Origin of the sequence: Lysobacter changpingensis (genome assembly GCF_017308985.1) — a bacterium.
GTDB classification, from domain to species: domain Bacteria; phylum Pseudomonadota; class Gammaproteobacteria; order Xanthomonadales; family Xanthomonadaceae; genus Lysobacter_J; species Lysobacter_J changpingensis.
Map to the genome: position 1 here is coordinate 678,752 of NZ_JADWPE010000002.1, position 11,352 is coordinate 690,103.

At 68.8% G+C, this 11,352-nt stretch carries 11 protein-coding genes; 1 reads left to right on the forward strand and 10 read right to left on the reverse strand.

What is annotated here, in order from left to right:
• Window positions 1–141: 141 nt before the first annotated feature.
• From I4U41_RS04770 to I4U41_RS04810, 9 genes are all read right to left on the reverse strand, one after another.
• Window positions 142–2,061 (reverse strand): potassium transporter Kup, encoded by a 1,920-nt coding sequence (locus I4U41_RS04770; RefSeq protein WP_206859960.1) that lies wholly within the window; start codon window positions 2,059–2,061, stop codon window positions 142–144.
• Between the two features lie 52 nt (window positions 2,062–2,113).
• On the reverse strand, window positions 2,114–2,704 hold the full coding sequence (gene ruvA, locus I4U41_RS04775; RefSeq protein ID WP_206859961.1) for a Holliday junction branch migration protein RuvA: 591 nt from the start codon (window positions 2,702–2,704) through the stop codon (window positions 2,114–2,116).
• The gene (ruvC, locus tag I4U41_RS04780) at window positions 2,701–3,228 is read right to left on the reverse strand and encodes a crossover junction endodeoxyribonuclease RuvC (protein ID WP_206859962.1); all 528 of its coding nucleotides are present in this window, start codon (window positions 3,226–3,228) and stop codon (window positions 2,701–2,703) included. The genes ruvA and ruvC overlap by 4 nt, the downstream gene beginning before the upstream one ends.
• A gap of 28 nt (window positions 3,229–3,256) precedes the next feature.
• Window positions 3,257–3,985, reverse strand: coding sequence for a YebC/PmpR family DNA-binding transcriptional regulator (locus I4U41_RS04785; protein ID WP_206859963.1), 729 nt, complete (start codon window positions 3,983–3,985; stop codon window positions 3,257–3,259).
• Between the two features lie 38 nt (window positions 3,986–4,023).
• Entirely contained in the window at window positions 4,024–4,674 is a 651-nt protein-coding gene (locus tag I4U41_RS04790; RefSeq protein ID WP_206859964.1) for an alpha/beta fold hydrolase, read from the reverse strand.
• Between the two features lie 403 nt (window positions 4,675–5,077).
• A complete protein-coding gene (locus I4U41_RS04795) occupies window positions 5,078–5,587 on the reverse strand; it encodes a GNAT family N-acetyltransferase (protein ID WP_206859965.1) in 510 nt (169 codons plus the stop codon).
• Between the two features lie 2 nt (window positions 5,588–5,589).
• Window positions 5,590–5,877, reverse strand: a complete 288-nt coding sequence (locus I4U41_RS04800) for a DNA primase (RefSeq protein ID WP_206859966.1) — start codon at window positions 5,875–5,877, stop codon at window positions 5,590–5,592.
• A gap of 2 nt (window positions 5,878–5,879) precedes the next feature.
• The gene (gene aspS / locus I4U41_RS04805; RefSeq protein WP_206859967.1) at window positions 5,880–7,679 is read right to left on the reverse strand and encodes an aspartate--tRNA ligase; all 1,800 of its coding nucleotides are present in this window, start codon (window positions 7,677–7,679) and stop codon (window positions 5,880–5,882) included.
• Between the two features lie 118 nt (window positions 7,680–7,797).
• Window positions 7,798–8,103 carry an FmdB family zinc ribbon protein gene (locus tag I4U41_RS04810; protein WP_206859968.1) on the reverse strand — a complete coding sequence of 102 codons (306 nt, stop codon included), beginning with the start codon at window positions 8,101–8,103 and terminating at the stop codon, window positions 7,798–7,800.
• Window positions 8,104–8,376: 273 nt separating this feature from the next.
• Between I4U41_RS04810 and I4U41_RS04815 the strand changes: the two genes are divergently transcribed.
• Window positions 8,377–9,297 carry a PhzF family phenazine biosynthesis isomerase gene (locus I4U41_RS04815; protein ID WP_206859969.1) on the forward strand — a complete coding sequence of 307 codons (921 nt, stop codon included), beginning with the start codon at window positions 8,377–8,379 and terminating at the stop codon, window positions 9,295–9,297.
• A 121-nt stretch (window positions 9,298–9,418) separates the two neighbouring features.
• Here the strand turns inward: I4U41_RS04815 and I4U41_RS04820 are convergent, their stop codons facing one another.
• Window positions 9,419–11,263, reverse strand: a complete 1,845-nt coding sequence (locus I4U41_RS04820) for an ATP-binding cassette domain-containing protein (protein ID WP_206859970.1) — start codon at window positions 11,261–11,263, stop codon at window positions 9,419–9,421.
• Between the last annotated feature and the right edge of the window lie 89 nt (window positions 11,264–11,352).

An 11,352-nucleotide genomic window follows, 5' to 3' on the forward strand; every position in this document is an offset into this window, starting at 1 on the left:
TTCGGGACTCGGAATTGGAGATTCGACGCGAGGATCATCAGGCGATTGTAAGCAACCCGCCGCGGCAGTGCCGGTCGAATCCTTGCATCCCAACGAGCCGGCGATCCCGAATCCCGAATCCCGGATCTCCAATCCCGGTGCTCAGATCTCCACCTGCGCCCCCAGCTCCACCAGCCGGTTGCCCGGAATCCGGAAGAAGCCCGTCGCCGGCGCGGCGTTTCGGTGCATGAAGGCGAACAGGCGGTCGCGCCAGATCGGCATGCCGCGATGGCGGCTGGCGACGACCGTCTCGCGGCTGGCGAAGTAGGTCGTGTCCATCGGGTCGAAATAGGTGCCGCCGGCGTCGCACGAGCGCATCAGCGCAAGCGGCACGTCGGGCACTTCCATGAAGCCGAAGCGGATCAGCACGCGGTAGAAGTCCTCGCCCGCGATCGACTCGATCTTCAGCCGTTTCTCGCGCGGCGCGTACGGGATGTTGAGCGTCTCCACCGTCAGGAACACGTTGCGCTCGTGCAGCACCTTGTTGTGCTTGAGGTTGTGCAGCAGCGCGTGCGGCACCACGCCCTTGTCGGCGGTCATGAAGATCGCCGTGCCCGGCACGCGCACCGGCGGCGCCAGCATCAGGCCGGGAATGAAGGTATCCAGGCCGATGCCTTCCTTGCGCACCTCGTCGTGCAGCAGCTCGCGGCCCCGGCGCCAGGTGCGCAGCAGGGTGAACACGACCACGCCCAGCAGCAGCGGGAACCACGCGCCGTCCAGGAACTTCGCGCCGTTGGCGACCACGAAGCCCACGTCGACGATGAAGAACACCAGGCACAGCGGCAGCACCCAGGTGCGCCAGCGCGGCCACAGCGCGCGCGCGACCAGCGCCAGCAGCAGCGTGTCGATCAGCATCGTCGCCGACACGGAGATGCCGTAGGCCGTCGCCAGCGCCGTGGAACTGCGGAAGGCCAGCACCACCACCAGCACCGCCACCATCAGCAGCCAGTTGATGCCGGGGACGTAGATCTGGCCGATGGTCTCGCGCGAGGTGTGCTTGATCTGCATGCGCGGCAGGAAACCCAGTTGCATCGCCTGTCTCGCCACGGAGAACGCGCCGGTGATCACCGCCTGCGACGCGATCACCGCCGCCATCGTCGCCAGCACGATCATCGGATACAGCGCCCATGGCGGCACCGCCTCGAAGAACGGGTTCTTCACCGCCTCCGGATGCGCCAGCACGAACGCACCCTGCCCCAGGTAGTTCAAGGTCAGGCACGGCAGCACGAGGAAATACCACCCATGGCGGATCGGGCGTGCGCCGAAGTGGCCCATGTCGGCGTACAGCGCCTCGCCGCCGGTCACGGCCAGCACCACCACGCCGAGGATCATCACCGACAGGCCGCCGTGCTCCATGAAGAAGCGCATGCCCCACATCGGGTTCAGCGCGGCCACCACGGCCGGCGCCTTGACGATGTTGTAGATGCCGATCGCCGCCAGCGACAAGAACCACAGCAGCATCACCGGACCGAACACGCGGCCGACCTTCTCGGTGCCGAAGCGCTGCGCCAGGAACACCAGCACCAGGATCACCACCGACAGCGGCACGATGAAGCGGTGCAGCCCGGGCGCGGCGACTTCCAGGCCTTCGACCGCGCCCAGCACGGTGATCGCCGGCGTGATCACACTGTCGCCGAAGAACAGCGACGCGCCGAAGATGCCGAGGATGCCGACCACGTACGCCGACCGCGAGCCCTTCGCCAGCGTGCGCTGGGCCAGCGCCATCAGCGCCATGATGCCGCCTTCGCCCTGGTTGTCGGCGCGCATGATGATGGTCACGTACTTCGCGGTGACCACGATCATCAGCGCCCAGAACACCAGCGAAAGCATGCCCAGCACCGTCGCTTCGTCCACGACCATGCCCAGTTGCTGCGCGAAGTGCGGCGAGAACGCTTCCTTCAGCGTGTACAGCGGGCTGGTGCCGATGTCGCCGAAGACGACGCCGACTGCGCCGACGATCAGGCTGGCAAGTCCCTGCTTGCCATGGCCATGGCTGCGCGGATCGGATGCGGAATGGGACATGATGGGGATCGGCAGGAAGATGGCACCGGAGCGCGTGGCCCCGGTGCGTGCGTCAACGAAGCGCGGACTTTAGCGCTTTGCGGATGATGGCGGCAGCGTCGTCGCCGGCTTCGGTCGCCTCGCGCGCCATGCGCGCGGCCTCGGCGGGCTTGTAGCCCAGTTGTTGCAGGGCGATGACCGCTTCGCTCTGCGGATCGGCCGCCGCGCCCGGCGTGCCCAGCGTCGCGCCGACGCCGGCGAGGTCGGCCGCGCGATCGCGCAGTTCCACGACCATGCGCTCGGCGGTCTTCTTGCCGATGCCCGGAATGCGCGTCAGCGCGGTGATGTCGCCGGCCTGCACCAGGCGGGCGAACTCGTCGACCGACACGCCCGACAGCACCGCCAGCGCGATCTTCGCGCCGATGCCGGACACCTTCTGCACGTCGCGGAACAGCCGGCGCTCGCCCTCGCGCAGGAAGCCGTACAGCGACACGCTGTCCTCCTTCTGCGCGTAGTGCGTGAACAGCGAGACTTCGCGGCCGAGGTCCGGCAGGTCGTAGAAGGTGCTCATCGGCGCCTCCAGCTCGTAGCCGACGCCGTTGACGTCGACCACCAGCCAGGGCGGCTGCTTCATGACGAGCATGCCTCTCAGGCGTCCAATCATGCTCCACGTCTCCGCAACAATGCCGTCGAAAGCCCCGTGCGCGCGGCCGTGGCGCTCATGTGGGCATGGGTAAGCGCGATCGCCAGCGCATCGGCGGCGTCGGCCTGCAGTTTCATGCCGGGAAGATTCAGCAGCAGCCGCACCATGTGCTGGACCTGCTCCTTGTCGGCGGCGCCGCGCCCGACCAGCGACTGCTTGATCACGCGCGGCGCGTACTCGTTGACCGGCAGGCGCCGGCGCACGACGGTCGCCAGCGCCGCGCCGCGCGCGTGGCCGAGCTTCAGCGCCGAGGTCGCCGACTTCGCCATGAACACCGTCTCGATGGCGACCTGCTGCGGCTGCCACTGGTCCAGCAGCGCTTCCAGTCCGTCGCACAGCAGACCCAGGCGCGAGGGGAAATCCTCGGCCTCCAGCAGCACCAGCGCCTGCGCGTGCACGAAGGTGCAGCGCCCGTCCGGGGCGACGTCGATGACGCCCACGCCGGTGCGCTGCGAGCCGGGATCGATGCCCAGGATGCGGATCACGGGGTGGTTGGCCTGCGCCGACGCAAGGTCAGGCGTAGGCGCCCTCGTCGAGATCGGCGTTGGAATAGACGTTCTGCACGTCGTCCATGTCTTCCAGCCAGCGCAGCAGCTTCACGACCTGCTGCGCGGTTTCGCCGGCCACGGCGATGTCGTTGTCGGCGCGCATCGTCACTTCGGCGATGTCGGCGGTCAGGCCGGCGGCCTCCATGGCCGACTTCACGCCGGCGAAGGCGTCCGGGGCGGTGATCACGTCGATGGCACCGTCGTCGTAGACGACGACGTCGTCGGCGCCGGCGTCGATGGCGATCTCGGTGATCTTCTCCTCGTTCGCGCCGGCGGCGAAGGACAGCACGCCGAGCTTCCGGAACATGAAGGACACCGAGCCGTCGGTGCCGAGGTTGCCGCCGAACTTGCCGAACGCGTGGCGCACGTCGGCCACGGTGCGGACCTTGTTGTCGGTCAGGCAGTCGACGATCACGGCGACCCCGCCCGGGGCGTAGCCCTCGTAGCGGATCTCCTCGTACTCGACGCCTTCCAGCTCGCCGGTGGCCTTCTTGATGGCGCGCTCGATCACGTCCTTGGACATGTTGACCGCCAGCCCCTTGTCGATGGCGGCCCGCAGGCGCGGGTTGCCCGACGGATCGCCGCCGCCGCTGCGCGCGGCCACGCCGATCTCGCGGATCACCTTGGTGAAGATCTTGCCGCGCTGCGCGTCCACCGCGTTCTTGCGCGCTTCGATGGAGGGACCTCTGCCCATGGAATCGTCCGGCTCAAAACGTGTCGAAGCGCGGAATTTTACCTGATCGGGCCCGACGTGCCGCGCGCCTCGAAGCGGCCCTCGCGGAAGAAGCCGACGGCGAGCCGGACGGCCTCGGGCGAGAACAGCAGGCCGGTGTGGCTGGTCGGGATCACGACGTGGTCGGCGAGCCCGGGCAGGCGGGTTTCGTCGACCGCGACGGTGCCGTCGTTCTCGCCGTCGAAACGGCCGAAATAGCGGCCCAGCCCCAGCGGAGTGCGGCCGGCGACCACGCCGACCTCGGTCCGGCCGCGCCATGGCTGGCAGCCGGTCCGCAGCAGCCGGGCGCTGCGGCCCAGGTATGGCGCGCTCCACGAGTGCCCGGCGAGCCGGTCCGCCGCCGCGCTGCCGCGCAGGGGCGAGCCCAGGCAGACCACGCGGGCGACCGGCAGGCCGGAGTCGCGCTCCAGCGCGGTCAGGGTCACCAGCCCCCCGAGGCTGTGGGCGAGCACGTGCGCCGGCCGCTGCCGCAAGCGTTGCGCCAGGCGCGGGACGGCGGCTTCGGGGCCGCCCGCGATCGTGGGGTAGCCGAAGACCTCGGGCGTGAAACCGCTGGCGCGGAGGTGACGGGCGAGCCACTGCATCGACAGCCTCGGCATCCAGAGGCCGTGGATGAGGACGACGTGGCGGATGTGGCTGGGGTCGGTCATGGGGGCATGGTGCCCGATGGGGTGTTGCTTTGGCTTTCCTGTCGCTTGGGCGTCTCCGCGCGCTCGAGGCTCTCCCGCGTTTGAGCCCCTCTCCCTCCGGGAGAGGGGTTGGGGTGAGGGTCGGGACAAGCGATGCAACGATGCAGCTGCCGCCCTTGTAGCCCGGGTAAGCGAAGCGCACCCGGGCCAACGTCTCCGATGGTGCTGCTCCCGGTGCGTCCTAGGCCTTAACTGGCCAGAAAGGTTAGGTAGCCAGAAAGGCTGAGGTGCTCCACTTCACCCTCCCCAACCCTCCCCTGCATTCGCAGAGGAGGGAGCTTCAAGCCCTTTTCCCTACGGAAGGCATTCGAGTGGGGAGCGGACAAGCGGTGCAACGACGCTGCCGATGCCCGCTTCCGAGCAGCTACCCTAAACGCCGCAGAATGAACTCATGGTCGCGCGTGTTTCCGACCACGAAGTCGTAAGCTCCCACCCGCTCGAACCCATGCCGCGCATAGAACCGCTGCGCGCCGAAGTTTTCGCTCCACACGCCGATCCACAGCGTGCGCGGCCCGTCGCGCAGCAGCCACGCCAGCGCCGCGTCGAACAGGCGCGAACCGCGGCCACCGCCCTGGTGCGCGGCCAGCACGTACAGGCGCTTGAGTTCGCCATCGCCGGGCGCGACATCCGCGTGCGGCAGCGTGCAGGCGCCGGCCGTGGCATAACCGATCGCGACGCCATCCTCCTCCAGCAGCCACGTCGCGTACGCCGGATCGGAAAGCAACGAGGCCCATGCCGGAACGGCGTAGGCCTCGTCGAGGAAGTGCGACAGATCCTCCGGCGGATACAGATGGCCGAAGGTTTCGGTGAAGCACGCCGACGACAGCGCCGACAGCGCCTGTGCGTCGGCAACGGTCGCGCGACGAAGCGCCATCGTTACTCGTCGTCCTCTTCCTCGTCCTCTTCCTCGTCCTCGTCGGACTCCTCGTCTCCCTCGTCCTCGGCGTCTTCGTCCTCTTCCTCGTACTCGTCGCCGAAATCCTCACCGTCCCAGCGGAACTGGTCGTCCGGGACGAACGCCAGCGACACGACGCCCGCACCGGCGCGCGTGCGCACCAGCCAGCCGCCGAACACCTGCGCGCGCTCGGTCACCAGGCCCGCGCCCGCGGCCGAACCCGCTTCGCCGAGGGCTTCCCACTCGAGGTCAAACGGAACTTCGCTCATGGTTACTTCCCTTCCTTCTTTTCACGAATCTGGATGTGCACTTCCGCCAGCTGCGCGTCCGGCACCGGCGACGGCGCACCGGTCATCAGGCACTGCGCGGTGGTGGTCTTGGGGAACGCGATCACGTCGCGGATCGACTCGGTGCCGGCCATCAGCGCGGCGATGCGGTCGATGCCGAACGCGATGCCGCCGTGCGGCGGCGCGCCGAATTTCAGCGCGTCAAGCAGGAAGCCGAACTTGCCCTCGGCCTCTTCCGCGCCGATGCCCAGCAGTTCGAACACCGCGCTCTGCATCTGCGGGCGATGGATGCGGATCGAACCGCCGCCGATCTCGTTGCCGTTGAGCACCATGTCGTAGCCGCGCGATACGGCGGTCTTCGCGTTCGCGCGCAGGTCGTCGATCGAATCGACCGCCGGCGCGGTGAACGGGTGATGCAGCGCGACGTAGCGGTTCTCTTCGTCGTCCCACTCGAACATCGGGAAGTCGGTGACCCAAAGCGGCGCCCAGCCTTCGGCGACGAGGCCGAGATCCCTGCCGAGCTTCAGGCGCAGCGCGCCCATGAAATCCGACGCCGACTTGTACGTGGCCGCGCCGAAGAAGATCGCGTCGCCGGTGGTCGCGCCGGTGGCCTGCACGATGGCCGAAAGCGTCGCGTCGTCGAGGAACTTCGCGATCGGCGAATTGATGCCCTCGCGACCCTTGGATGCGTCTTCCACCTTCATCCACGCCAGGCCCTTCGCGCCGAACTTGCCGGCGTAGGCGGCGTAGTCGTCGATCTGCTTGCGGCTCAGCGTGGCGGCGCCCGGCACGCGCAGCGCGACGACGCGGCCATCCTCATGGTTCGCCCAGTCGGTGAAGACCTTGAACTCGCACGACTTCACCAGCTCGGCGACGTCGGTGAATTCCAGCGCGATGCGCAGGTCCGGCTTGTCCGAACCGTAGCGGCGCATCGCCTCGGCGTAGGTCATGCGCGGGAACTGCGCCGCGAGTTCGACGTTCATCACCTCGCGGAACACGACGCGGATCATCTCCTCCACCATGTCCTGCACGTCGCGCTCGGACACCCACGCGAATTCCATGTCGAGCTGGGTGAATTCGAGCTGGCGGTCGGCACGCAGCGCTTCGTCGCGGAAGCAGCGGGCGATCTGATAGTAGCGGTCGAAACCGGCCATCATCAGGATCTGCTTGAACAGCTGCGGCGACTGCGGCAGCGCGTAGAACTCGCCCGGATGCATGCGCGCAGGCACCAGGAAGTCGCGCGCGCCTTCCGGCGTGGCCTTGGTCAGGATCGGCGTTTCGATGTCCTGGAAACCGCGCTCGTCGAGGTAACGGCGCAGCGCCTGCACGAGCCTGATGCGCGTGCGCATCATCTTCTGCATCTCGGGGCGGCGCAGGTCGAGGTAGCGGTACTTCAGGCGGATGTCCTCGCCCGCGTTCTCGTGCGCGTGGAACGGCAGCGGCTCGGCCTTGTTCAGCACTTCGATCTGCGTCGCGACGACTTCGACCTGGCCGGTGCGGATCTTCGCGTTCACCGATTCGCGCTTGCGCACGACGCCGGTCACGCGCAGGCAGTCCTCGTAACCGACGTTCGCCGCCGTGGCGATGACCGCCGCATTGGCCTCGCCCGCACCCAGCGCCTTATCCGTGGTCGGCTCGGCCACGATCTGCACGATGCCCTCGTGGTCGCGCAGGTCGATGAAGCACAGGCCGCCGAGGTTGCGGGCGACGTCGGCCCAGCCGCACAGGGTGACGGTCTGGCCGATCAGGGCCTCATCGATGAGGCCGCAGAAGTGGGTACGCATGGGGGCTCCAGGTTTCGCGATCCGGCCGCGTGGCCGGAGAACTGCGCATTTTAGCGGCAGCGGCGGGCACCGGAGCGAGGCCGACGCGGGCGCGATCGCCTGCGCGAGCCCGGGAACCTCAGGTCGAGGGCTTGGAGGCCGCCGTGTCGGCCTTTTTCTCCGCCGGCTTGCTCTCGGCCGGCTTGGCGTCGGACTTCGACGTGGAACCGGCGTCGCCGGCCAGGTTGCGCTTCTTGTCGCCGTCCTTCTTGAAGTCGGTTTCGTACCAGCCGCCGCCGGCAAGGCGGAACTGCGGGGCGGTCAGCTGCCGGCGCACCTGCGGCTCGCCGCAGGACGGGCATTCGACGGGGTCGGCGTCGGACATCTTCTGCAGGCGGTCGAAGGAGTGGCCACAGGCGGCGCATTCGAAGGCGTAGATCGGCATGGCACGACGGACGTTGCGAAGTCAGGCGGGCATTCTGGCGGCGAATGCGGGGTTTTCAAGGGTTTGGGGCCATATGCGCCGGGTTGGGCTCTCCGCGAAGGCTGGGGAGGGCCGGGGACGGGTGAAGTGGCGTGCGCTCGCGCTTGATCCGAGCGTGTCCGTCCCCCGGGTGCGCTTCGCTTGCCCGCGCTACAAGGGCGGCTCGCGAAAATTTGGCGGCGATGCGTCCGGCACGAGGCCCTAGACTGCCCTGCCCCCTTCCAGGAACACGGAATGTCTCCGCTTCGCATCTACCGGATCGACGCCTTCACCACCACCCGCGGCGAAGGCAACCCCGCCGGCGTGGTCACCGACGCGCGCGGCTTGAGCGACGCGCAGATGCAGGCGATCGCCGCGGAACTCGGACATTCGGAAACCGCGTTCGTCCTGCCGCCGCGCAGCGGGAATCACGACGTGCACGTGCGGTTCTTCTCGCCGACGGTCGAAGTGCCGGTGTGCGGGCACGCCACCGTCGGCACGCACTTCGCGCTGGCGCTGGAAGGCGGCGCCCGTGGCATGCGGCGCCAGCTCACGGGCGCTGGCGTGCAGCACGTCGACACGCGCGGGGATGCGGACGGGGTCATCGTGCGCATCCAGCAGAACGCACCGCAGTTCGACGCACCGCTCGGGGACGAGGTGGTGCGCGAGCTCGCCGACGCGCTCGGGCTGACGATCGACGAACTCGATCCGCGCGGGCCGGTGCAGTTCGTCAGCACGGGGCACGGGAAGCTGATGGTGCCGATCCGCAGCCGCGAGCGCCTGCGCGCGTTGCGCCCCGACATGGCGCGGCTGGCCGCGCTCGACGAGCGCAGCGGCAGCCACGGCTACTTCGTCTTCACGCTCGATACCGAAGAAGGCGACGACGCGCTGACGCATGGCCGCATGTTCGCCCCGGGCATCGGCATCGAGGAAGACCCGGTGACCGGCAACGCGAACGGGCCGATGGGCGCGTGGCTGGTGAAGCATGGTCTGCTCGCGGCTCGCGACGGCGAAGCGCGCTTCCGCGCACGGCAGCGCAATGGCGCGGGGCGCGGCGGGTTCATGGATGTCGCGGTGACGGTGGAAGGCGGCGAGCCGGTCGCGGTGGCGATCGAGGGACGCGCCGTGTTGGGAGAGGAGACGATCCGATCGGTCGACCGGGATCCTCTCGCCTGAGGACAACGGAAGCCGTGGTAGCCCGGGTAAGCGCAGCGCACGTGGGGACGCGGCCAGCCTCGGGGGCGCTGCGCTTACCCGGGCTACAAAAGCCGTGGTCCCGGTGAGATCAACCAGCCGATCAGGCGTCGTACAACCCCAGCAACGCTTCTTCCGCCGCGGCCAACTCCGCCGCCACCCGATCGCGCTGCTTCGCCAGGGCGGCAGCGTCGGTGCCACCGCCCGCATAGCGATCCGGATCGGCGAGATCCAGGTCCAGCGTGTGCAGCTTCGACTCCAGTTCCGCCACGCGCGCCTCGGCCTGCGCGAGCTTGTGCGCATTGACCTTCGGCCCCTTCGACGCCGTCTTCGGCGCGGGCGCGGCGGCGACCGGCGCCTTCGGCTTTTCCGCGGCGGATTCGCGCGTGCGCAGCCAGACCGCGTACGCGTCCAGGTCGCCGTCGAACGGTTGCGCGACGCCATCGGCCACGCGCCAGAACGTCTCGCACACCAGGCCGATGAGATGGCGGTCGTGCGAGACCAGCACGATCGCGCCGTCGAAATCCGACAGCGCTTCGGCCAGCGCCTCGCGCATGTCGAGATCGAGGTGGTTGGTCGGTTCGTCGAGCAGCAGCACGTTCGGCTTGCGCCACGCGATCAGCGCCAGCGCCAGGCGCGCGCGCTCGCCGCCGGAGAAGCCATCGACCGATTCGAACGCGCGATCGCCCGGGAAATTCCACTTGCCCAGGAAGTCGCGCAGCTGCTGCGTCGGCACGCCCGGCGCGATGTCGCCCAGATGGTCGATCGGACTGGAGCCTTCGCGCAGCGACTCCACCGTGTGCTGCGCGAAGTAACCGATGCGCAGGTCCGGATGCCCACCGCGCTCGCCCGACAGCAGCGGAATCTCGCCGACCAGCGATTTCACCAGCGTCGACTTGCCCGCGCCGTTCGGGCCGAGCAGCGCGACGCGGTCGCCGGCTTCCAGCACGAAACGGATGTTGTCCAGCACGACGTGTTCGCCGTATCCGCAATCGGCGTCGGAAATGCGCAGCAGCGCGTGCGGCAGCTTCGCCGGCGCGGGGAAGTCGATGTGCAGCGAACGCTCGGCGCGCACCGCTTCGGTGCCGGCGAGCTTGGCCAGGCGCTTCATGCGGCTCTGTGCCTGCTTGGCCTTGCTCGCCTTCGCCTTGAAGCGGTCGATGAAGCTCTGCAGGTGCGCGCGCTCGGCCTGTTCCTTCTCGAACGCGATCTGCTGCTGGCGCAGCTGCTCGGCGCGCTGGCGCTCGAAGGCGGTGTAGTCGCCGGTGTAGAGCTTCGCCTTGCCGTCGTGCAGGTGCAGCGTGTGCGTGGACACGCCGTCGAGGAACTCGCGATCGTGCGAGATCAGCAACAGCGTGCCGGGATATTTGAGTAGCCACTGCTCCAGCCACAGCACCGCGTCGAGGTCGAGGTGGTTGGTCGGTTCGTCGAGCAGCAGCAGGTCCGACGGCGTCATCAACGCACGCGCCAGGTTCAGGCGCACGCGCCAGCCGCCGGAGAATTCCTTCACCGCGCGCTCGTGCGTGTCGGGCGTGAAGCCCAGGCCGTGCAGCAACTTGCCGGCGCGCGCGGTAGCGTCGTAGCCGCCGAGCTCTTCCAGCTTGTGGTGGGCCTCGGCCACGGCTTCCCAGTCCTCGCGCGCCATCGCCTCGCGTTCCATCACGATGGCCGCGTGCACCGCGGCGTCGCCGGACAGCACGAAGTCCAGCGCCGGATCGTCCAGCGCCGGCGTTTCCTGCGCGACGCTGGCGATGCGCACGCGCGCGGGGATGTCGATGTCGCCCTGGTCGGCTTCGACCTCGCCCTGCAGCGCGGCGAACAGCGACGACTTGCCGGTGCCGTTGCGGCCGATCACGCCCACGCGCCAGCCGGCGTGCAGGGCCAGATCGACGTTCGAAAGCAGCAGGCGCTCGCCCCGGCGCAGGGCGAAATTGCGGAAGGAAATCACGGCGTGGGTCGCGGAAGCGGGATCGGGTGCGATCCGGGCCGCGTAGTCTAAAGGCTCGGCCGGGCGCCCGGACGCGCGGCGGCCGATGA